This window comes from Chitinolyticbacter albus (assembly GCF_024437655.1).
Classification (GTDB): domain Bacteria; phylum Pseudomonadota; class Gammaproteobacteria; order Burkholderiales; family Chitinibacteraceae; genus Chitinolyticbacter; species Chitinolyticbacter albus.
Genome location: NZ_JANBVF010000041.1, coordinates 22,377 through 43,982 on the forward strand (window position 1 = coordinate 22,377; position 21,606 = coordinate 43,982).

The 21,606-nt window shown below is 61.3% G+C and carries 25 protein-coding genes; 11 read left to right on the forward strand and 14 right to left on the reverse strand.

What is annotated here, in order from left to right:
* Positions 1–50 precede the first annotated feature (50 nt).
* Positions 51–1,316 (reverse strand): PEP-CTERM sorting domain-containing protein, encoded by a 1,266-nt coding sequence (locus tag NLI84_RS16920; RefSeq protein ID WP_255991956.1) that lies wholly within the window; start codon positions 1,314–1,316, stop codon positions 51–53.
* A gap of 528 nt (positions 1,317–1,844) precedes the next feature.
* On the opposite strand from NLI84_RS16920, the gene NLI84_RS16925 reads away from it, so the two are divergent.
* Both NLI84_RS16925 and NLI84_RS16930 read left to right on the forward strand, forming a co-directional pair.
* Positions 1,845–3,818: a B12-binding domain-containing radical SAM protein gene (locus NLI84_RS16925; RefSeq protein WP_255991957.1), complete on the forward strand. Its 1,974-nt coding sequence runs from the start codon at positions 1,845–1,847 to the stop codon at positions 3,816–3,818.
* 163 nt (positions 3,819–3,981) lie between these two features.
* Positions 3,982–4,431, forward strand: a complete 450-nt coding sequence (locus tag NLI84_RS16930; RefSeq protein WP_255991958.1) for a hypothetical protein — start codon at positions 3,982–3,984, stop codon at positions 4,429–4,431.
* 59 nt (positions 4,432–4,490) lie between these two features.
* Here the strand turns inward: NLI84_RS16930 and NLI84_RS16935 are convergent, their stop codons facing one another.
* Both NLI84_RS16935 and NLI84_RS16940 read right to left on the reverse strand, forming a co-directional pair.
* Positions 4,491–4,949, reverse strand: coding sequence for a PaaI family thioesterase (locus NLI84_RS16935; RefSeq protein ID WP_255991959.1), 459 nt, complete (start codon positions 4,947–4,949; stop codon positions 4,491–4,493).
* Entirely contained in the window at positions 4,946–5,536 is a 591-nt protein-coding gene (locus tag NLI84_RS16940; RefSeq protein WP_255991960.1) for a TetR/AcrR family transcriptional regulator, read from the reverse strand. The genes NLI84_RS16935 and NLI84_RS16940 overlap by 4 nt, the downstream gene beginning before the upstream one ends.
* A 109-nt stretch (positions 5,537–5,645) precedes the next feature.
* Here NLI84_RS16940 and NLI84_RS16945 point away from each other — a divergent pair, with 109 nt between their 5' ends.
* Together NLI84_RS16945 and NLI84_RS16950 are read left to right on the forward strand one after the other, a co-directional pair.
* A complete protein-coding gene (locus NLI84_RS16945) occupies positions 5,646–6,701 on the forward strand; it encodes an aldo/keto reductase (RefSeq protein WP_255991961.1) in 1,056 nt (351 codons plus the stop codon).
* Positions 6,702–6,825: 124 nt separating this feature from the next.
* The gene (locus NLI84_RS16950) at positions 6,826–7,350 is read left to right on the forward strand and encodes a DUF2306 domain-containing protein (protein WP_255991962.1); all 525 of its coding nucleotides are present in this window, start codon (positions 6,826–6,828) and stop codon (positions 7,348–7,350) included.
* Positions 7,351–7,424: 74 nt separating this feature from the next.
* Here the strand turns inward: NLI84_RS16950 and NLI84_RS16955 are convergent, their stop codons facing one another.
* A complete protein-coding gene (locus tag NLI84_RS16955; RefSeq protein ID WP_255991963.1) occupies positions 7,425–8,249 on the reverse strand; it encodes an alpha/beta fold hydrolase in 825 nt (274 codons plus the stop codon).
* A gap of 277 nt (positions 8,250–8,526) precedes the next feature.
* Here NLI84_RS16955 and NLI84_RS16960 point away from each other — a divergent pair, with 277 nt between their 5' ends.
* The 4 genes from NLI84_RS16960 (at position 8,527) to NLI84_RS16975 (ending at position 11,518) form a co-directional block, all read left to right on the forward strand.
* Positions 8,527–8,742 carry a hypothetical protein gene (locus NLI84_RS16960; RefSeq protein ID WP_255991964.1) on the forward strand — a complete coding sequence of 72 codons (216 nt, stop codon included), beginning with the start codon at positions 8,527–8,529 and terminating at the stop codon, positions 8,740–8,742.
* A gap of 222 nt (positions 8,743–8,964) precedes the next feature.
* A complete protein-coding gene (locus NLI84_RS16965) occupies positions 8,965–10,536 on the forward strand; it encodes a hypothetical protein (RefSeq protein WP_255991965.1) in 1,572 nt (523 codons plus the stop codon).
* A 38-nt stretch (positions 10,537–10,574) separates the two neighbouring features.
* Positions 10,575–11,012: an ABZJ_00895 family protein gene (locus NLI84_RS16970; protein ID WP_255991966.1), complete on the forward strand. Its 438-nt coding sequence runs from the start codon at positions 10,575–10,577 to the stop codon at positions 11,010–11,012.
* A 26-nt stretch (positions 11,013–11,038) separates the two neighbouring features.
* Complete coding sequence (locus tag NLI84_RS16975) at positions 11,039–11,518, forward strand: ABZJ_00895 family protein (RefSeq protein WP_255991967.1); 480 nt, start codon at positions 11,039–11,041, stop codon at positions 11,516–11,518.
* 147 nt (positions 11,519–11,665) lie between these two features.
* On the opposite strand, the gene NLI84_RS16980 is transcribed toward NLI84_RS16975, so the two are convergent.
* The 10 genes from NLI84_RS16980 to NLI84_RS17025 all read right to left on the reverse strand — a co-directional run bounded on the left by NLI84_RS16980 (position 11,666) and on the right by NLI84_RS17025 (position 18,181).
* A complete protein-coding gene (locus NLI84_RS16980; RefSeq protein WP_255991968.1) occupies positions 11,666–11,902 on the reverse strand; it encodes a hypothetical protein in 237 nt (78 codons plus the stop codon).
* 197 nt (positions 11,903–12,099) lie between these two features.
* Positions 12,100–13,239 carry a glycerate kinase gene (locus NLI84_RS16985; protein ID WP_255991969.1) on the reverse strand — a complete coding sequence of 380 codons (1,140 nt, stop codon included), beginning with the start codon at positions 13,237–13,239 and terminating at the stop codon, positions 12,100–12,102.
* A gap of 14 nt (positions 13,240–13,253) precedes the next feature.
* A complete protein-coding gene (locus tag NLI84_RS16990; RefSeq protein ID WP_255991970.1) occupies positions 13,254–14,519 on the reverse strand; it encodes a GntP family permease in 1,266 nt (421 codons plus the stop codon).
* Positions 14,520–14,856: 337 nt separating this feature from the next.
* Positions 14,857–15,303, reverse strand: coding sequence for a GNAT family N-acetyltransferase (locus NLI84_RS16995; RefSeq protein WP_255991971.1), 447 nt, complete (start codon positions 15,301–15,303; stop codon positions 14,857–14,859).
* Between the two features lie 76 nt (positions 15,304–15,379).
* On the reverse strand, positions 15,380–15,622 hold the full coding sequence (locus NLI84_RS17000) for a hypothetical protein (RefSeq protein WP_255991972.1): 243 nt from the start codon (positions 15,620–15,622) through the stop codon (positions 15,380–15,382).
* Between the two features lie 114 nt (positions 15,623–15,736).
* Positions 15,737–16,078, reverse strand: coding sequence for a hypothetical protein (locus tag NLI84_RS17005; RefSeq protein ID WP_255991973.1), 342 nt, complete (start codon positions 16,076–16,078; stop codon positions 15,737–15,739).
* Between the two features lie 95 nt (positions 16,079–16,173).
* The gene (locus NLI84_RS17010) at positions 16,174–16,512 is read right to left on the reverse strand and encodes a DUF6176 family protein (protein WP_255991974.1); all 339 of its coding nucleotides are present in this window, start codon (positions 16,510–16,512) and stop codon (positions 16,174–16,176) included.
* Positions 16,509–16,868 carry a hypothetical protein gene (locus NLI84_RS17015; RefSeq protein ID WP_255991975.1) on the reverse strand — a complete coding sequence of 120 codons (360 nt, stop codon included), beginning with the start codon at positions 16,866–16,868 and terminating at the stop codon, positions 16,509–16,511. The genes NLI84_RS17010 and NLI84_RS17015 overlap by 4 nt, the downstream gene beginning before the upstream one ends.
* A 114-nt stretch (positions 16,869–16,982) precedes the next feature.
* A complete protein-coding gene (locus tag NLI84_RS17020; RefSeq protein WP_255991976.1) occupies positions 16,983–17,267 on the reverse strand; it encodes a hypothetical protein in 285 nt (94 codons plus the stop codon).
* A gap of 170 nt (positions 17,268–17,437) precedes the next feature.
* Positions 17,438–18,181 (reverse strand): hypothetical protein, encoded by a 744-nt coding sequence (locus tag NLI84_RS17025; RefSeq protein ID WP_255991977.1) that lies wholly within the window; start codon positions 18,179–18,181, stop codon positions 17,438–17,440.
* A 551-nt stretch (positions 18,182–18,732) separates the two neighbouring features.
* Here NLI84_RS17025 and NLI84_RS17030 point away from each other — a divergent pair.
* The 3 genes from NLI84_RS17030 to NLI84_RS17040 all read left to right on the forward strand — a co-directional run bounded on the left by NLI84_RS17030 (position 18,733) and on the right by NLI84_RS17040 (position 21,580).
* Positions 18,733–19,740, forward strand: coding sequence for an acyltransferase (locus NLI84_RS17030; protein ID WP_255991978.1), 1,008 nt, complete (start codon positions 18,733–18,735; stop codon positions 19,738–19,740).
* 7 nt (positions 19,741–19,747) lie between these two features.
* Positions 19,748–20,194 carry a methyltransferase family protein gene (locus NLI84_RS17035; RefSeq protein WP_255991979.1) on the forward strand — a complete coding sequence of 149 codons (447 nt, stop codon included), beginning with the start codon at positions 19,748–19,750 and terminating at the stop codon, positions 20,192–20,194.
* Between the two features lie 123 nt (positions 20,195–20,317).
* Entirely contained in the window at positions 20,318–21,580 is a 1,263-nt protein-coding gene (locus NLI84_RS17040; RefSeq protein WP_255991980.1) for an amino acid deaminase, read from the forward strand.
* Positions 21,581–21,606 lie beyond the last annotated feature (26 nt).

Below are 21,606 nucleotides of genomic sequence, written 5' to 3' on the forward strand. Positions count from 1 at the left end.
CACGAGCGCGTTGCGCAGCCCAACCGACATCGATCCCGCAAGCTTCGACGTTATGCGGACTGACGACGGCGACGGTTCCTGCCTATCCCGCCTATCACCCCCAGGCCCACGGCGAGGAGCGCCATCGTGGAAGGCTCAGGTACGGGTGCGATGGAGATGAACAGCGTTCGGGTGAGCGGGTCGGAGGGGTCGGCAAAGGCACCGAGCATGCCGGTTGGCAGCGTGATCTGCGCGATATCGTTGAACGTGTCGAGGGAATACGCCCCCCCCAACGCGGCCGGATTGACCTGCCTCCAGGTGCTGGACAACGAATCGAAGAAGAACGGACGCAGCAGTGACTCGTCCACGCGGGGAAACTGCGGATCGGCGAGCTCAATCAGGAAGCCGTCTCCCTCGACCCCATCCTCGTAGGGAATCCGGACGGTGAAATAGCCCTCGGGGTCGATCTCCGGAACACCGGAAAGGCCGGTCAGCCCGATATGCACCCCCTTGATCATCCGGCCGACGCCGGCAGGCGTGCTAAATGGCGAGGGCATCGAATACATCGACGTGATGCTGAAGGTGGTCTCGATGTTGTTGAGCAGCGCGGAGCCCGGAATGGACAGCTCGGCATTGGGTGTCTTGACCGGCACCGGCAGCTCCAGCGGATAGGCCGGCACGACGAGGCTGACGTTGCCGCCGCCGCCGGGAGGCGCGCGCTTGATGTTGATCGGCGCGGTGGAGATCTTCTTGGCCTCGTCCTTGTCGTCCTTGGACGGCGTGACGACGTCGTCGCCCGCCGTGACCGCGTCGCTCGGATCCTTGATCTTGCCGCTCTTCGTTCCCAGTTCGCCCTGATGCGCCAAGCGCATCGGGTGCGTGAGCTCGTGCATCGCCACGCGAACGGGGTTCACCTTCTTGTCGTCGTTCACACCCCACTTGAAGCCTTCGCGCGGCGCCGGATCGAAGGTGATCGTCGCCTGGGATAGCCGCCTATCCTTGCCGATTCCGCTCGGATCCCCCATCGCGCCCCCGGTCAACCGCGGGATGTTCTCGACCTTGATGCGCAGATCGTGAGCATCCTTGGTGCCACCCTTGACGAACTCCCAGCCAGTGTCGTCCTTCACCTTGTTCCAGTTATCGATGGCCTCATCCATGACCTCTTTCATTTTTTTGTCGCCCAACGTGGCCTTGTCCGCGTCGAAGTCATAGAAGACGGTCAGTTTGCGCTTGGGCTTCTTGGTGGCTGGGTCATCGGCCCAGTCCCAGCTATCGTCCATCCCGGCAAAAGCAGGCAGGGCAACCGTGAAGGTCGTCGCGGCGAGCAACGTCGCCATCCAGATGCCAAGAGTGGTCCTAGTCGACCCGCGTGTAAGTTCTTGCATGTGCACCTCCGCAACATGAAGCACGGCCCCCCGTGGGGGCACCATAGGTTGATGCCTATGACATGCAAGCGGGAAATGGACCGGCGGACCACCGCCCAGTGCTCACGCCGCATTGGTCACGTTCATCCCCGACTGACGGCGATTCCGACACCGAGCCCCGGCCCGCAGCCATGGCGGAGCCGATTGAAAAGAACACCCGGTGCGCAAGACCTGCACCGACTTTCATTACAAACAGATCCGCAAGCGGCACATCGGCCCCGCTCGGGCGACACCGGGTTCAAGAGAGGACAACAACGGAACAATCGCAGCGATCTGCCCCCGTAAAGGCTGCCATTCATCTCGGGGCAGGAATCAAAACTTGGGGGCTGGGTTTTCGGCAGTGCCCACGCCTCTGCCCGCCATCGGGCCGGCCGCTGCCGGCACACGCCGCTTGCCCTGTAAAATGCCGCGTTTGGCCCGAGCGGGCAGGAGTTACAGGCTGTGCAGATCGCGATCCAGAACGTCACCCCGGCACTGACAGGCGCGGCGGAAGCCGCCGCCATCCGCGGCGTGCGTGTGCTGTCGCTGATCCCGCCGATGACGCAGCTCAACACGCCCTACCCCTCCACCGCCTACCTCACGGGCTTCTTGCGCAAGCAGGGCGTACCCGCCTTCCAGGCGGATCTGGCGCTCGAATTGGTGCTCGCACTGTTGTCGCGCGACGGGCTCGCCCGCCTGCTCGACCAGTGCGCCGAGCTACCTAAGCGCCAGCGCTCACCCACGGTGAAGGCCTTTCTCGCGCAATACGAGCGCTATCTGGCGACCATCACGCCGACCATCGCCTTTTTGCAGGGGCGCGACCCGACCATGGCGCACCGCATCGCTTCGCGCAGCTTTTTGCCCGAGGGGCCGCGCTTTGCCTCGCTCGATGCCTACGTCGATCCGGACGATCCGTATGGCGGCGATCCGCTGGCCTGGGCCTTTGGCGCCCTGGGGCTGCAGGATCGTGCCCGGCATCTGGCCACGCTGTACCTGAACGATCTGGCCGATGTGCTGCGCGATGCGGTCGATCCGCGCTTCGAATTCGTGCGCTACGCCGAATCACTGGCGCAGAGCCAGCCCACGTTCGAACCGCTGGCCGAGGCGCTGGCCGCGCCGGCCAACCTGGTCGATGCCACGCTGGCCGAGCTGACGCTCGCCACCATCGGTAAGCACCAGCCGGATCTGGTGCTGTTGTCCGCGCCGTTTCCCGGCAATGTCTACGCGGCGTTTCGCATCGCCCAGACCATCAAGGCCGCGCACCCGCACATCCGCATTGCGCTGGGCGGGGGCTTCGTCAACACCGAGCTGCGCGAACTCAAAGAAGCGCGCGTGTTCGATTATTTCGATTTCGTCACGCTCGATTCGGGCGAGCGCCCCTTGCTGGCACTGCTGGCCCATCTGGCCGGATCAAGGCCAGTGGACCGACTGGTGCGCAGCTACGTGCGTGGCGATGACGGCGCGGTGCGCTACCTCAACCACCCCGAAGCGGATGTGCCATTCGAGGACTGGGGGGCGCCGACCTGGGACGGTCTGCCACAGGATCGCTATCTGTCGCTGCTGGACATGCTCAACCCCATGCACCGGCTGTGGAGCGACGGCCGCTGGAACAAGCTGACCATCGCCCACGGCTGTTACTGGAAGAAATGCAGCTTCTGTGATGTGAGCCTCGATTACATCGCGCGCTACGAAACGGCGTCGGCAAAGGTGCTGGTCGACCGCATCGAAGCCGTCATCGCCGAGACCGGCCAGACCGGTTTTCACTTCGTCGACGAAGCCGCTCCACCGAAGATGCTGCGCGCACTGGCCGAGGAGCTGTTGGCGCGCGGCGTGGCGATTTCGTGGTGGGGCAATATCCGTTTCGAGAAATCGTTCACGCCTGAGCTGTGCCAGCTCTTGGCCGACAGTGGCTGCATCGCCGTCTCCGGTGGGCTGGAAGTCGCGTCCGACCGGCTGCTCAAACTGATGAAAAAAGGCGTCTCGGTCGACCAGGTGGCGCGGGTGACGCACGGCTTCACCCAGGCCGGCATCCTGGTCCATGCCTATCTGATGTATGGCTTTCCGACACAAACGGTGCAGGACACGGTGGATGCGCTCGAATACGTGCGCCAGCTCTTCGCCGCCGGCTGCATCCAGTCCGGCTTCTTCCACCGCTTCGCCTGTACCGTGCACTCTCCCGTGGGCCTCCATCCCGAGGAATACGGCGTGACGCTGGAGCCGCTACCGGCGATCAGCTTCGCCACGAACGACGTCGGCTTTCACGACCCGACCGGCGCCGACCACGACGCGCTCGGCCGTGCTCTGAACAAGGCGCTGTACAACTACATGCACGGCATCGCGCTGGACGACGACGTGCGCGGCTGGTTCGAAGGCCAGGCGCCGCGCAGCACGGTGCGAACGGACTTCATAGAACGCGCACTCAGCGCGATATCGTAAATCGGTTTTTTTCAGCAGTAGGCGCCTTCAGTTTCCAATGCGCACCGATTCCCTGAAACTGCTGTGCCATCGTCGTTCATTCGAGGGGATGGCCGCTTTGGCGGCTCCCTTGCAAACCCAGCTTGCGCTGATTCCAACTCATCATCTTCCGCCACTCGCCCCCATGAGACATTTCGCCCTTTCCTTGCTCCTGCTTGGCTTCAGTGCCGCGGCGGCTGCAGCCGATGATCCTTCGTCCTTGCTCGCCAAGGCCGGCCTTGCCGGCAAGGTCGAAGCCCATTGCAGCGCCCGATTCTTTGCCACCGCAACCCGTGCGACTGCGCTTGCCGTGCAAGGCAAGGATGGCAAGGCAGCCTATTACATGCTCGCCGAGGGCAAGGCCAGCTTGCTGGCAGCCTATCTGCCGGGAGCCGAGCTGCAGTGCCTGTCGCCGGCGCAAGTGGCAGAGCGTAATCGCAACATTGCGGACAGTGGAGGCATTCTCGAAGGGTATATCGCGCCGAATGGCAAACTGGACGTGGTATGCGGCTTCATCGACGATACCGAGGCGGCATGTTGGGGCTACGATCCCAAGCGTAAAACCGTGGTAAGCCGTGGCGGCTGGATCACCTGATCACGGCCGGCATCCAGACCACTGCCACACCATGCCCATGGCGCGGCAGGACTATCCATTCACTTGGCCGGCAATTCGAACACCAGCAAGGTTGACGTCGCCGACGCATACACCGTACCCGCCGCGTCAGTGATCCGCCCTTCGGTGAACGCCACGCGCTTGCCCACGGTGATCACTTTCGCCTCGGCGCGCACCGTACCGGTCTGCGCAGTCATCGCCTTGTGGTACGCCACCTTCAGTTCCAGCGTGGTATAGCCCTGGGCGGCCGTCAGCGTGCTGTGTACGGCGCAGCCGCAGGCCGAATCGAGCAGCGTGGCGGCATAGCCACCGTGCACGGTGCCGAGCGGGTTGTAGGCGTGCGGTCCTGGCGTGCCGGCGAACACGGCACGGCCGGTTTCGATCTCGACCAGGTTGAAATCCAGCGTGTCGGCAATCGGCGGGCGGCGCCCGGCGGCGATCAGCGCCTGCAATTGTTGCAAACCGCTCAACTGGCCCTGGCTTTCCTCGAATACGTTCATGCTGATGGCTCCAGGTTGGGCGCCACCTGCAACGCAGCGGCAACGGCGGCGAGGATGTCCTGCGCCAGTTGGGGATCACTGCTGCTGCGCGCCAGCACCTGCGCGCCAACCAGGCTCGCCAGCGCCACCAGCGCCTTGTCGCGCCGGGCGGCCTTGCTACGGCCGGGCAGCCATTCGGTGAAGCGCTCGATGATGCGAGCCAGACCACGCGTGGCGACCGAGCGCACCACCTCGCCCTGGCGTGCCACATCGCTGCCCAGCGCGGCAAACAAACAGCCCTCGCCTGGGCTTGCCCGGTGCAGGTCGGAAAGATAAGCCGCCGCCATCGCCGGCCACGGCCCTTCCGGGTGGGTGGCAGCGAGGCGATCCCAGTAGGCCAGGGTTTGCGCCAGCGCGCGCTCGCTCGCCTCGGCCATCAGCTCTTCCTTGGAGCCAAACTGGCCGTAGAAGCCGCCGTGGGTCAGCCCGGCGGCCTTCATCAGATCCGCCACGCCTATACCGTCAAAGCCGCGCTCGCGAAACAAGCGCGCGGCCACATCGACCACGCGCTCGCGATTGGCGACGGCCTGCTCCCGACTTACTTTCATGGCGCACCCTCCTGTCATGCCGTTCATCAGATGTCACTATACATGTCGTTCAACATTTATTTCAATGACGTTCGTCATTTAAATTGCAACCACATCCAGGAGCCGCACCATGAACTACGTCAGCTTTGGCCGCCGCACCGGCCTTCGTGTTTCCGAGATCGCGCTGGGCACCGGCAACTTCGGCAACGGCTGGGGCCATGGCGCGGAGCCTGACGAGGCACGCCGCATCTTCGAGGGTTATGTGGAAGCCGGCGGCAATTTCATCGATACCGCCGATGGCTACCAGGCCGGCCAGGCCGAGGTGCTGGTCGGCGAGTTGATCGCCAGCCAGCGTGACGATTTCGTGCTGGCGAGCAAATACACGCTGGGTGCGCGCCCCGGCCTCGGCGTCTCGGCCACCGGCAACAGCCGCAAGAACATGGTGCGCTCGGTGGAGGACAGCCTGAAGCGGCTGAGCACCGACCATATCGATCTCTACTGGGCGCACTTCGCCGACGCCCACACGCCGATCGAGGAAGTGCTCCGCGCTTTCGACGATCTGGTTCGCGCCGGCAAGATCCTCTACGCCGGGCTGTCCAACTTCCCGGCCTGGCGCGTGGCGCGCGCCGACGCGATCGCCGAGCTACGCGGCTACGTGCCCATTGCCGGCATCCAGGTGGAATACAGCCTGGTGCAGCGCTCGGCCGAGCGCGAGCTGCTACCAATGGTGGAAGCGCTGGGCCTCGGTGCCGCGTTGTGGTCGCCACTGGGCGGCGGCTTTCTCACCGGCAAGTACCGCAGCGGCGACACCGGCCGGCTGCAGGGCCTGGGCATGCTAGTGCATACCGAGAAATCGGCGCGCGAAACGGCCATTCTCGATGCGCTGTTCGCCGTGGCCGAGGAGGCCGGCCGCACGCCCACCGAGGTGGCCATCGCCTGGATCCGCGCCAAGGCCGCCGCGTCGAGCACCGCGCTGATCCCCATCCTGGGCTCGCGCAACCGCGCCCAGCTCGACGCAACCTTGTCGGTACTGACGCTGGCGCTCACCCCCGAGCAGGTCGCCCGGCTCGACGAGGCCAGCGCGATCGAGCTCGGCACGCCGCACGAGCAGATCGCCAGTGTGAGCGAGGCGTTGGCGGGCGGTGTGCCGGAGCGGTTGTTGCCGCGCGCGTTGCCGGTGGCCTGACCGGCCGGCGGCCAAGTTGCTGCTGTCACCTCATCGAAACAACGTGGTTTGTTTTGCCAACTATGCTGCAGTCATTTGCGGCGGCGCCACCCTGCCGCCGCGAACCGACCCGGAGGACACCACCATGCTCGGCCTCACCCCGCTCGGCACCATCCACACTGCCATCAGCCTCGTCGCCGTCGCCGCCGGCCTCGTTGCCCTGGTGCGCAACAAGCGCATCACCTGGCACAACACATTGGGCAAGACCTATGTGATCACCACCATCCTCACCTGTTTGACCGGCTTCGGCATCTTCCAGCACGGCGGCTTCGGCAAGCCGCATGCGCTCGGTGTGCTCACCCTGCTGGTGATCGCACTGGCGCTGGCGATACGCAACCGGCCAGAATTCAAGGCGTTGGCCACCGAGGCCGTCGCCTACAGCGCCACCTTCGCCTTCCACCTGATTCCGGCCGTGACCGAAACCACCACCCGGTTGCCGCTAGGCGCCCCGCTGCTGCCCAACGCCGACGCGCCGGAACTGCAAGTGTTCGCGGCAGTTCTGGCGGCACTGTTGCTGGTCGGCGCCGTATTGCAGGTGCGCAGGCTCAAGCGCATACAGGCGGGCGGATCGAGCCCTAGCCTCGCGGCACAGGGCGCAACGGCGGTTTAGGTACGGACCAATCTAGCGGGTCGATGAAAAGACGGCACCTACAGGTGCCGCCTTCGCCTTGAACCGGGCTGGGGTCAGCCTTGCAGGAAGAACAGCAAATCGGCGTTCAGTTTGTCCTTGTGGGTGTCAGTCAGCCCGTGCGGCGCACCTGGATAGACCACCAGCTTGGCGCCCCGCACCAGCTCGGCCGAACGGCGGGCGCTGGTCTCGATCGGCACGATCTGGTCGTCGTCGCCATGCAGGATCAGCGTGGGCACGTCGATCTTCTTCAGGTCTTCCTCAAAATTGGTTTCGGAGAAGGCCTTGATGCAGTCATAGGCATTCTTGTGCCCGGCCTGCATGCCCTGGCGCCAGAACGAATCGATCATGCCTTGCGATGCCTTGGCACCATCCCGGTTGAAGCCAAAGAACGGCCCGCTCGCCAAATCCTGGTAAAGCGTGGAGCGATCGGCGAGCGAGGACCGGCGCAAGCCATCGAAAACCTCGATGGGCACACCATGGGGATTGACCTCGTTCTTTACCATCTGCGGCGGTACGGCGGCAATCAGCCCCACCTTGGCGACGCGCGCAGTGCCGTGCCGGCCGATATAGCGCGCCACCTCGCCGCCGCCGGTGGAAAAGCCCAGCAGCACCACGTCGCGCAGGTCGAGGAACTCGATCAGCTGGGCCAGATCGTCGGCATAGGTGTCCATCTCGTTGCCATGCCAGGGCTGGCTGGAGCGGCCATGACCGCGCCGATCATGCGCGATGCAGCGAAAACCGCGCTCGGCAAGGAACAACATCTGCGCCTCCCAGCTATCGGCATTCAACGGCCAGCCGTGGCTGAACACCACCGGCTGCCCGCTGCCCCAGTCCTTGAAATAGATTTCGGTACCGTCTCGCGTGGTGAACGTGCTCATGGCAACACTCCGATGCAGCGGCCGTCTGGCCGGATGGGGAAACAGGGCGTATGCCGTACGCGGCGAGCGCCCTGATAGCGAAATGCGGGGGAACGACAGCGAAACCGACCCGCCAGCGCAGCATAGCCAGCGGAAAGTTACAAAGGCTTGTCCATTTCGCGGATCGATCGCTTGAGGCAACGCAGCAAGCGCCGTACCTGCTACCGGGCTCGCCGCTGCCGACACGCGTCGCTGCCCTGTAAAATGCGGTGTTTGGCCCAAGCGGGCAGGAATCATCGTGCAGATCCCCATCCAGACCGTCGCCCCCGGCGTTGCTCGGCAAGGCCGAAGCCGCCGCCATCCGTGGCGTGCGCGTGCAGTCGCTGATCCCACCGATGACGCAGCTATGGACGGCTTTCCTTGCGGTGTGTATTGCGCCCTGAGCCAGCGGCTCTTCGACATTGCGCAGCTCAGCGGCAGCGTCACCGCCATTTTCTGCGCAAGCCACGCCTGATGCAGACCTGTGACGACTCCAGGGGGGACGCAACACATCATTACGCAATATTTACAAATTAATTGCCTTTACAGTAGCCTTCGCGCCTATCCCCTCGACCGCACTAACTAGAACTCCGCGATGCAAGCGCCTACTGCCTCTTTCGACTCCTCCTCCACCACTCCCGAAGATCTGTTGCCACTGCTGGTAGCTGGCGGATTCCTGCCTCAGGAGCAGCCGGCCTTGGCCGATTTGCAAGCTGTATCGCCGGAACAAAAGGCCGTACTTCAGCAAGGTGGTATCCGCGCCGTGCTCGACTGGTTGATCGACCATCTCTACTGTTCGCGCGATGCCGAAGCCGCGGCGCTGGACCGTTTGCTCGATCCGGCCGAGGAATTGAATAGCAAACAGTTGCTGGCTTTCCTACCGATCGCTCCGCAGCAGATAGGACGCCGCATCCAATGGCTGTCGCTGGCCGAGCTACAAGGCGAAGGCTTTCTGGATGATCTGGAAGGCGCGCGCCAACGTCTGCAGCAGGATGCGCAGCTATCGAGCGCCGATCCCTCTGTACGCAAGCTCCTCGACTGGGCGCAGCAGCAGGGATTTACCGATCAGGACCGCATCACCGCAGCATTGAGCCGGCTGCTCGCCCGCATCCAGGACGATGAGGAGGCGCTGCTGTACTGGCGTGAGCTGGACCCAGCTGCCGTCGACGCGATGCTATTGCGCCTGCGCTGGCAAGCAGGCGTGAACCAGCTCAGCCAATTCGGTTACATCGAGCCGGCGCAGCGCAAGGCGCTGATCGCCTCATCCGAGCCCATTCCAGCACAAGCCGCAACGCTCGCCGGCCTCCTGGCCTGGCTACAGGAGCAGGGGGGGATCAGCGCAGCGGCGTGTACTGAGCGCACGCGCGAACTCTGCCTGGCCCAAAGAGACACCCCCAACCTGCGTGCGCTGGAATTCCTCGCCGAGATCGCACCGCAAGGGGTGGAGGAAATCGTGCAGTTCCATGAGCTGCGGCGGCACAGCGAATCGCGCCGCGCACTGCTCAACACCGTGGCGTTCTTTGCGCTGCTCGTGATCGGTGGGCTGATCTACCTGTTCTGGCCGGTGCGCGCGCCCAGCTGCGACGACAGCGATACCAAGGCCACGCTGGAAAAAATGTGGTTCACCACCTCGGTGCAAACCAGCACGCAACGGCTGCTGCAGGGTGACAAAGCGATCCCCTCGCACAGTTTCAAGGACATGGGCGAGCTCGGCTACGACGAGGAGAGCGACACGCGCGCCTGCAAGGTCACGCTGGTGATGGATGGCGAACCCAGCCCGCTCGGCTTCCTGATCCACCCGGCCGACAAGGGCGACGGCGACAACTACCAGGTGCAGATGCGCCCGCTGGAATACGTAACCGTACGTTTCGGCAAGAACGCCTATGCGCGCGATCTTGGTCAACCGCTTGGCGCTGCCGCGCTCGACACGGCCGTGCGCGACGGCATCCAGCAGATCAACGAGAGCAGTACCGCGCTGCGCCGCCTGCACCAGGACGACGCCGAAGACCCCGTGCTCGGCGTGCTGCCGACGGCCAATTGCAGCAAGCTCGCCGGTGGCTTGCAATCCTGCGCGGTGTTGATCGACTACGACGATGCGCTGCAGAGCCTCGTTGGCGGATCGGGATTGGTCCAGCTACATGCCAAGGTCACACTGCAGCAGAGCGCCGGACAATGGCGCGTCACCGAACATTTCGCCGAGGAGTTCGCCAAAGCGCTGCTCGAGACGCGTATGGCGCATCTGCCGGGCAAATCCGCCGCGCCCAAATAAGCACACCTCCAACCCGCACACCGCAGGAGCCGCCCGCGATGCAACAGCAAGCCCCCCTTTCGATCAACCGCTACGTCTGGATGGCCGGCGCTGGCTATGTCGCGATCTCCATTGCAATTGGCATCGTGGTCACGCTGCTGGGAATGAAAAACAACATCAGCCTGCATGGAGCGACCAGCCTTACCGCCGGCATGCTCGCGGCGTGGCGCTTCGTGGTGGAGCAGCAGCGTCAGCCTGCAAAGACCGAAACGCACCAATTCGCGCTGCGCACCTCGGCCCTGATCGGCTTGCTGTCGCTGCTGGTCATCGCCTTGGTCTTGTTGGCCTTTGATATCACCCAGCAAGCCGGTACCGGCGCGTTCATCGCCATCATGTTGGGTGTCGTCGCCGTGCTGAGCTTCATCACCTACTGGATACTGCGCTGGTCGTTCAACTGGTTTGCGGCACAGCAGCTCAAGCAGCGGCCGTCGCGATAGTTGTCCCATCGATAGAGCCCGTCACGATGCAACAAATCACCCCCCGTTCGATCAACCGCTACGTCTGGATAGCCGGCGGCGGCTATGTCGCGGTGCATATCGCCCTTGCAGTTGTGATAGTGCTCGCGCCCGGGGGTAATGCGTTTGCCAACGCCTTTGCGCTGCTTGGCGTCTTCTTCCTCAATCCGATCCTGCCTTTGGTTCTCGGCTATGCTGCCGGCATGCTTGCGGCGTGGCGCTTCGCAAAGGAGGAGCAGCGCTACCCTGGGGAGGTCGAAACGCGTCAGTTTGCGCAGCGCACCTCGATGGCGCTCACGTGGATCTGGATGCTGGAGAGCGTCGTGGGGATGTTGGTCATGAAGGTGCCGGACGTGGCGTTTGCCCTAGCCACACTCGCCGCCCTCGTCATCCTTGGCATACTTGCAATCATTACCTACTGGATACTGCGCTGGTCGTTCGGCTGGTACGCAAAGCTGCGACTCGAGCAACAGCAGGCTGCGCGCTAACGTCTCAGCTTCATATCAGACGCCCCCGCTTTCACGGGGCGGGCACGATGGATGGTTTATTCATCGCGGACCGGAGAGGCGATCGCGCCAGTTCGTTTGCTAATGAGCAAGCCGAGACTGGGTACGCCGGAATAGCCGAACTGTCCCTCAACAATCCAGGATTCCTGGTGTTTCAGCAAGACCCGAGTAGTGGCCACAACCGACGTGCTGCAGGAAGTACGCCTCGGCAATTTCATTGGCCTCGGAACGGCTGATGCCATCAGAAGCATCGACATATTGCAGCAAGCTGGAAAGCGTCGCGGACGGCATGCGCAATGGCGAATCGCCTGCGATTGCGAACATCGAAAGCGCTGCAAAGACGAGAAGTGCTGGCGTTCTTCTCACGGGGCCAATGTAAAGGCCAGGCGGCGGGAGCGCAAAACGCGTAGGGAACGCGTAAACGCAGCGTGCACTCGATTGGGCATTCGCCACCACAAGCCGTCGTTACCCATTCTGGTTCTGCGGTATGCACCGGCCTAATAGAGCGAAGCAGGATGAAAGCCCGTCCTGTGTCGATCGGGTTTTGATGACGTGCACGCCTTTCAGCTCGTTTTCAGCGCCAACGTCGCCGCGATATTGCGGGCTACCCGTGCCAGATTGTCGTGTGCGCCGGCGAGGGCCTCTTCAAGCGGCATTGCCTTGTGCACGCAATCGAAGACCGCATCGATGCCATGCTCGTGCACCACGTCGACGTCCTCGCGCAAACAGCCGCCGATCGCAATCACCGGCAGGTTGAAGCGCTTGGCCAGCTTGGCTACCCCGATCGGCGTCTTGCCGAAGATGGTCTGTCCATCGAGCCGCCCCTCACCGGTGATGACGAGGTCGGCGCCGGCCAGGATCGATTCCAGCGCGCAGGCGTCGAGCACGATATCGACGCCGCGGCGCAGCTTGCCGTTGAAGAACGCGAGCGAGGCGGCACCCATGCCACCGGCGGCCCCGGCGCCTGAGGCGGTTTCCACCTCGCGCCCGAGTTGCTCGCGAATGACGCGGGCGTAGTTGCCCAGCGCTTGATCGAGCTTGGCCACCATCTCCGGCGTTGCCCCCTTTTGTGGGCCAAAGACGGCCGACGCGCCGCGAGGGCCGGTCAGCGGGTTGTCAACGTCGCAGGCGATCTCGAAATTGCATTCGGCGATCCGCGCGTCGAACCCGGTGAGGTCGATCCGTTCGAGCCGGGTGAGTGCTGCACCGCCCACCGGCAGATCCTGCGCTGCCGCGTCGAGGAAGCGGGCCCCCAGCGCACGCAGCATACCGGTGCCGCCATCGTTGGTTGCCGAACCGCCGATTGCGAGGATGAAGTGGCGGGCGCCGCTGTCGAGCGCCGCGCGGATCAGCTGGCCGGTCCCTTCGGTCGAGGTGACCAAGGGGTTGCGCTGCGCTGCCGGCACCAGGGCGATCCCGCTGGCTGCGGCCATTTCGATGACAGCCGTTTTGCCGTCGCCCAACATGCCCCAGACTGCGTCGACCTGCTCGCCCAGCGGCCCCAATACCGGGAACCGATGACGCGTACCGCCGGTGGCGTCGACAAGCGCGTCAAGCGTGCCTTCGCCGCCATCTGCGACCGGAACTTCAACCAGCTCGACGCCGGGCAGCAAAGGCCGCATGGCCTCGGCGATCGTGTGGGCCACATCAAGCGCGCTCAGTGTTTCCTTGAACGAGTCGGGTGCAATGACGATCTTCTTCATGGTCGGGACTCCGCTCAAGCCAGTTGCATTACGCCGTAAATCAACGTCGCAACGACGGTGATGCTCAGACCAACCACCGCTTCATATGGAATCAGCTTCAACCGCTCTTTCATTTCCATATTGACCGCACCGGCGGTGGCATGGAAAAAACTGCCGTGCGGCAAGCTGTCGAGTACGGTGGCGCCCGAGTGGATCATTGCCGCCGATCCCAGCGGCGCAACGCCGAGACCAGCGAGTGTAGCGGCAAAGACTTGCGAAGCAACCGCAGTGCCTGCGGTGGTCGAGGCCGTGGCCATAGACATCAGGATGCCGGCAACCGGCGCGAGCACGTAGGCCGGCAGGCCCAGCCCGCCGATGACGTGAATCAGCAGGGTTTTCAATTCGGAGTTGGCAATGATGCCGGCCAGCGTACCGGTTCCCAGCAGCATGACGGCAACCGGCATCATCCGCGCCAGCCCGGCTGCACTGTACTGGGTCGCGTAGCGGAACTTGTTCATGGTGACGAGCCCTGCCAGACCGCCCACAGGCAGCGCGATCAGCGGATCGACAACGATGCCGGCAATCGGGCGCAAAGCCAGCAAGCCTATGGCGACGACCGGTGCGGCAATCGATGCGCCAAACGACGGGAGGGTTTCGTCGTGATGGCGGTCGTGCAGCTCCGCACTGGTGACCGTGCTGCCCACATGGGTGATCCTGCGCGCCAGCAAGTAGGCCACGAGCAAACCGAACAGGCCAGGAACGATACCGGCCATCATCACCGAGGTCAGCGGCTGGTGGAACGCGTCGGATGCGGCGATGGTGTTCGGGTTCGGAGACATCACGTTACCGGCCTTGCCACCGCCTATCATCGCCAGCAGCACGGCAAAGCGCGACAGATTGGCACGTTCGGCAATCAACAGCGCGATCGGCGCGACGGTGATCACGGCAACGTCGATGAACACCCCGACCGAGGTCAAGAGCAGCGTCGCCAGTGCCAGCGCCAGCAATGCGCGAACCTCTCCGATCTTTTTGACGATGGTGTCGGCAATCCGGGCCGCCGCACCCGATTCGATCAGCACCCCGGCCAGCACACCGGCCGCGATGATGCGCATGACCGCCGGGATGATGTTTTTTGCGCCATCCATCATCAGCGTAACGGTTTCGGGGAGGGCAACCCCACCAATCAGCCCGCCCAACAGAGCGCCCGCGATCATGCCGTAGGCGGGCGCAACCTTTTTGAGGATCAGTCCAATCGCGATGGCGAGCGCGGCAATGGCGCCCAAGGTGGATACCGTTACCATGGCCTACTCCTGGTGGAGAAAACGTCTTGCTGCACTGCGACGTACAAGGCGGCGCCGGGCGACGCATCGGCATGCGGGTGCGATGACCCCTTCTTAGTTCATCGCGACGGCGTTGCACAGTTGCAATGCGCTTGGCGCTTCTGGACGTATGGCGTGGAACAACAACCCTTGCCACAAGCTGGAAATTCCAGTTTACCTAGACGTAAAAATCCGGGAACAGATCACAGCCTGAGCGCTTTGATACGAGCTCATTGACTAGCCCAACGTTTGACTTGAGTACTGCGACGCAGACAGCGAAGCCGGGCCGCTCGAACGAAGCGGCTAGGCGATTGCATGCTTACGTTCGAAACTCACGCCTGTACTTAACGAAGCCTCGCTTCGACGAGCCCGCAAAGCCCTCCCTCTCGAAAAAGCGGTGAGCCTTTTCTCGCCGGATGGCACTAAGAAGCATGATCTTCGAGCAGTCTTTGCCCAAGCAAAACGCCTCTATATGTTGAAGCAAGGCTGCACCCAAGCCTGTGCCTCTGTGCGCCTGGTTTACGACGATATTTTCCACTACTGCAAATGGCTGAAAGCCGAACATAGCATCAGCGCATAGAGAAACCAACGCGGTTCCTTCGACCAAGCCATTGTGCTCGCATACAAAAAGAGCGGTGTTTGGATCGTCTGAGAGCTGCGCAATGCGCTCGGGCATGACATTAATGACGGGACTATCAACAAGTTGGGCGTAGAGCTCCGCGATGCGATTGCTATCGGTTGGCTTTGCTGGTCTTACACGGTTCATAGATCTGACTAAAGCGCCTAATATTTGAAGTAATGGGCCGACTTTAGCCGGTCTTGGTTGACTGAAGTGCTTGAGCTTATGCCACTGAAATCACGATACGTTCGTTGTCTTTGTGGTCAACAACTTCTATTAATTGACCAGAAATTTCACCAGATTTTGCTGCGTTGATAACATCCTGGATGTTGATGCCTTCGCTCTCAAGTGCTTGAAAGGCTTTCCTGGGAATTAACTTTGCTGCGATCTGAAGCACAAGCAATGGAATTTTAAAAGTGACATCCGGCTTTTCATTCTCGAACACCTCGATAATCAAACTTGCCATTTATCTTTCTCCAATGCGTTGTGATGTTTGTGCAAACTTCAGCAGCCGCCCTAACGAACGACCTCAGCAGGGACAGCCACGGTGTTGGGGGATACAGTCGGCGGCAATGGTTTGTCAGGCGCCGAAGCTGATAACGAGCTCTTCATTGGACCAAAGCGTGAATACCCCTCCACCTTTACTCTTCGCGTAGCCGATCCGGTTAATGCCATCCACATTAAACACTTTAGCGGGCTCAGCCCTGGTGATTTTGCCATCTTTGAAAAACCAGACATTCTTTTTATAAATGAAGCACATGGTTTTGTAATCCGAGTCTGTTTCATAGATTTTTACCGGTTCGTCAAACTTCGCATATCGCGCAGATTGATAAAATGAAGTCCAGAGCGTTTTTAAAGGATCATCCGCGAAAGCGCTTATTGAAATACAGGACAAAAATACAACCAAGACAAATATTCTCATCACCCATCCTCACGTTTGATATGAGAGTTGGCACAATGAAATAACCTTTACAACACCCTATCGATTTAAGGGTGAGTCGCCAGCACAGCAAAACTTCAAATTTGGTTAGGCAATTCAAGATCCAGAAGCAATTCCAGCCGATCGACATGCGACCAGGTCTCTCTCTTGAAGGTATTGTGGTAAGCATCAATCATTGCCAGTGAGTTCGCCGCGACGGCCTCGGCTTTGCTTTGGGACGCGGATCGCATGTAATAGACAAGAAAGTCGCCGCTGGGACTTGAGTCGAGAAAAACGGATTCGATGGTCACTCCTTCAAGCTGCAAAGTTTGCAGCGCTTCCTCTCGGTGTTGGGAGATGAACGCGGCCCACTCTCGAACTCGCTGGAGCGAATTGGGCTTCAAGGCAACGCGGGCACAGACAACTTCTTGTGTCATCTACAGGGCTTCCAACGCCAATTGAGGGCGGTAATGGCAATACTGGTGAGAAAACCAGAGATAGCTGCGGCATAGAACTCAGGAAAACCCCACGCAACATGTACCGCGACAGCAAACCCGGTGAGAAAGGAGACCCAGGCAACAAGAATCCGGTAGCTTGGCGCTACGAGAACGGCGGACAAGACGACGGCAATGGCCGATAGGCCTGCAAAGGCCAAAATCAGCCGGTGCAGCAACTCGACAATATTGTCGTTGGTGCAGATACCTGACACGAGATCATCAGGTGGGCACAGTGATCGCTCAACATAGCTATGGGTTACCAAGCCAAGAAATATCACTAAATACCAGGCAGCCATGGCTACTGGAATTACAAATAGCCAACGAAGAATTATTGACATAGTGTCTGACGTTTAAAGCAATGGGCCAGCTAACTGAAGTGTTATGGCTTTAAGCCACCATGACTTTCCGCATTATTCCGAATCTTCTGCCCACACTGCCGCAGTTTCACCAAATTCGCTCTCCAGTGCATTGCGTACCAGTGCCGGGTAGGCAAACCAATATTGCCTGCGAACTGCATCCCGAACGAAATCTTCACCAAACACACTGGCAAAGTGTCGTTGCTCATAAAGCTTGAGCGGGCTTCGATCATCAGTTAGCAAAGCACGCCGATGCTTCTTTAACAGGCGCTGAAGGTCGCTGCGGGTACAAATCCCGAATCGATATAACTCAGGCAGCAGTTCTTCATAAAGAGCCATGTCCAGAACGTAGTCGTTCCTTCGCGGAAACAGACTTTTCATAACTTTTCGCACCAACTCAGCAGAGAGAGTCGCTAGGAGTACTTTGCGACGAGCTGATATGCGCGATTTCATAGCTCTAACGATGGTGTTAAGCGGCCGCGCGTCGCGCGGTCCGCTTGAAGGACTTATCAGCCATTGTCGACCACAATTTCAGTTAACCTCCTATCAAAAAAATCCAAGTAATAAACTCTATGAAAAGGAGATTCAAATTTCACTTTGAGCACAGGCGGCTGAGCATCAAACCATGATGATGGGTCATGTCCATCCGCCACTACAAGCAACCATATTTCACTGCATTTTGTGAGATATTCATTTACTTTGGATTTTTTACTCTCTACTGCTGCTACAACTTCTTGATCGATAGTTCTTTTAACCCAGCCAGCCCTTGCCACAGTTGCTCTAGTTGCAATAGTTTCATTTGTTGCGAACAATCTAATACATCTAATAAATTCGTTATCAGGACGAATTTCAAACAATTCCATACCAGACAAGTTACGGCCATTAATTTCATTTACGATACATCTGTAAATTTCGTTAGCCAGATTTTCACGCTCACTTGGCCCAATCGCCCTGGGCAAATTCAATAGCAACGTAGCTTGAAATTTATAATGAAGATCCGCTCCTTTAAGCTGAACTCTTCTGGCTATATCGTTTCCAATGTTTTCAATTGCAACTAGCTTTATGTCACTTGAACCATCTAAAAATATCTGAGTATGTTCAACCCCAACAATTTTATCGAATCGCTCGAAAATGAAGTCTGGTGGTTCTGGTCTAGCATAATCAACAACAGGGGAACCAAATAATTCTTTAGTAAACGCTTCAAAATGTAGCTGCTCTCTAAATAAATTTGGCATATTCGTATTGGCCAACATTAAGGAGGGCCCCCAAAAGGGCAATTGTGTGTCGTATCGGGGCACTAAAATCCGTGGCTCTGCTGCTTGCAGCCCTCAGCTTTGCTCGTTTCCGCCCACCTTCTTCCTGCAACCCGGGTAGCTGCGCAGCTTCATAGCATTTCTCGGTCGCCAAGCCATGGCCGGTGGGGAATGGTTTCGGTTGTACCACGTAGCTCGCGGATGTTGCCAAGCCAACAGTCAATTTCCAGTCAGCATGTGGCTAGTATGCGACGGATGCCGGCGCGGTGTGCTGGTCGTTCGACGTGTGCCACGAACTCAATCAACGCCGGCCCGCCTCGCCTGCCATCCGCACCACATCAGAACCGCATGCCATTCGCAGTGCCGGGCCGATTGCGTAGTGCTCACCGAGCGCGCGGGTGCAATGGCCGGGCATAGCGGCAGCCCGGCTAGGTGTAGCCCAGCAGCGGTGCCGCGCCAGCTTGGGGTGATTTATAGTGGACCATCCCTTACAAGGGCTGATGCGGGAATCGCTCAACCCGAACGGCCCGCCCACCCACCCTCGCCCTGCGATGACAACACCTGCCCACCGCCAGCCCCAGCTTGATCTGATCCGACTGTTCGCCACCTTTGCCGTGGTCTGGCTGCATGTGTCGGCCAATGTGGTGATTTATCGACCGGATGCCGCAAGCAGCGCGTGGTGGACCGCCAATGTGGCCGACGCGCTGGTGCGCTGGTGCGTGCCCGTGTTCGTGATGCTGAGCGGCGCCTTGCTGCTGCCAGGGGCCGGGCAGATGTCGGCCACCGACTTCTACCGCAAGCGCCTGCCGCGGCTGCTGTGGCCACTGTTGGGCTGGACCGCGTGCTATCTGGCGCTACGCGCCGGCACCGAACCGCGCTTCAGCTGGGCGCAGGGCTGGCGCGATGTGGTTAAGGGCGTGCCCTACTACCACCTGTGGTACCTCTATATGACGCTGGGGCTGTATCTGGCCGCGCCGTTCATTGCGCGCGTCACTGCGCCAGCCGAAATGCGCCTGCTGATGGGGCTGGCACTGGCGATCGCGGCAACCGAATCGTTGATCGGCAGCGGGCAGGCCAGTGTCCTCACTCGCTTCGTGCCCTATGTCGGCTACTTCGTCGCCGGTCACTATTTTGCGCTGCGGCCGTGGCGACCGGCCCCCAGCCGGGCGATCCTGCTGGCGCTGGCTTGTGGTGCGCTGATTGCGCTAACCACCGGCCTGTTGCTGCCCACGCTGGGGAAACGCGCCTGGTTGTTGATGTATGCCTATACCAACCCGCTGGTCATCGTGATGTCGTTGGCCCTGTGGCTGGCGCTATTGCAATGCCGCGCGGATGGCTGGGCATGCCATCCGCTGGTCCGCGCGCTTTCCCGCCTTTCGCTCGGCATTTACGCCATCCACCCGCTGTGGCTGCTGGCGCTGGGGCGCAATGGGTTGCACGGGCTCAGCTTCAATCCGGCATGGGCCATTGCGCTAACCAGCATTGCGGCCTTTGTCTTGTCTGCGCTCTGTGCCGCACTGCTATCGCGGCTGCCACTGCTGCGACGCCTCGTCGAGTAGCCACCCCATGCTTGCCCGCGCGCTGCTCGCTTTCCTCGCTCTGCCCGGCGTGGTGGCATTTGGCGTGCCGCTGCTCTGGCTGTATCTAGACGGATATACCGTGCTAGCCCACCCACTCGGGCTCGCGCCACTGATCGCCGGCTGCTTCGGCCTGATCTGGTGCGTGCGGGATTTCTATGTCGCCGGCAAGGGCACGCTGGCGCCCTGGGCGCCACCGCAACGGCTGGTGGTGGTGGGCCTTTACCGCTACAGCCGCAATCCCATGTATGTGTCGGTTTTGCTGATCGTGCTGGGTTGGGCCAGCTGCAGTGGCGCCTGGGCACTCGCGGTATACGCCGCAGTGCTGGCGCTGGCTTTCCACTGCCGCGTGGTGCTGGGCGAAGAACCGTGGCTTGCGCGCACCCACGGCGATGCCTGGCAGCGCTATGCAGAGCGCGTGCCGCGCTGGTTCTGATACGACCGCTTAATTTCAATATCACGCCATTTTTCCGCAATTCAAGAAAATTATTTTCTTGATCGCACGCAGGACCGCCACTATCATCACTCGCTTACAGCACCTGGATATGCGGCGATCCCCATGGAAAATCGTTTTCACGATCATCTGCTGGACCTTAACGGCAAGGGCTTGGGAGCGGCCGATCACGGCGCCACGCTGGGCGACGTTGGCAGCCTCAACTGGAACATCCTCGCCGAGGAGGTCAGCCTGCCGGTGGCCGTGCTGCGCAGCGAGCGTATCGCGCACAACCTGGCGTGGATGCGCGATTTCATTGCCCGCTACGGCGTGAAGCTGGCCCCGCACGGCAAGACGACGATGAGCCCTGCCCTGTTCCACCGCCAACTGGAGCACGGCGCCTGGGGCATCACGCTGGCCACCGCGCCGCAGGTGCTAGCCGCCTACCGCCACGGCATCCGCCGCGTGCTGCTAGCCAACCAGCTGGTGGGCCGCGCCAATATGGCCATCATCGAACGGCTGCAGCGTGATCCGGCGTTCGAGTTCTGGTGCTGTGTCGATTCGGTCGCCAACATCGCCGCGCTCGGCGCCCATTTCGCCGCCGCCGGCCAGACGTTGCAGGTGCTGCTTGAGCTGGGCGTGGCGGGTGGGCGCACCGGCGCGCGCAGCGAGGCCGAAGAAAATGCACTGCTTGCCGAGATCGCCCGCTGGCCCGCGCTGCGCCTCTCTGGTATCGAGCTCTACGAGGGCGTGCTCAAGGACGAAGCTGCGATCCGTGCGCTGCTGCAACGCGCCGCAACCCGCACCCGTGCTCTGGCCGCAGCAGGCGCGTTCGGCGATGGTCCGGTGATCCTGACCGGTGCCGGCTCGGCGTGGTTTGATGTGGTGGCCGAGGAATGGGCGGGGCTTGAGATCGGCCGGCCGCTCGACATCGTGCTGCGCCCCGGCTGTTATCTCACCCACGATGTAGGCATCTACCAGGCGGCACAGCAACGCATCGAGGCGAACAATCCAGTCGCCCGCGACATGAACGCCAGCCTGCTGCCGGCGCTGCAACTGTGGGCCTACGTGCAGTCGTTGCCGGAACCGGGCCTGGCCATCATCGGCCTGGGCAAGCGCGATGCCGCATTCGACGCCGGCCTGCCCGTGCCCGCGCTGCAGCATCGCCCGGGCGAAGCCGCGCCGCGCAACGCGCCGGCCGGGTGGGCGCTCTCCAAGATGATGGACCAGCACGCCTTCATGCAGGTGTCCGCTAGCGACGACGTGCGGGTAGGCGATCTGGTTGCATTCGAGATCTCCCACCCCTGCCTCACGTTCGACAAGTGGCGCCAGCTCGCCATCGTCGATGCGCACTACGCGGTGACCGAGCTCGTCGAGACTTTCTTCTAGCAACCGCTGCGGCCCGCGACCTAACC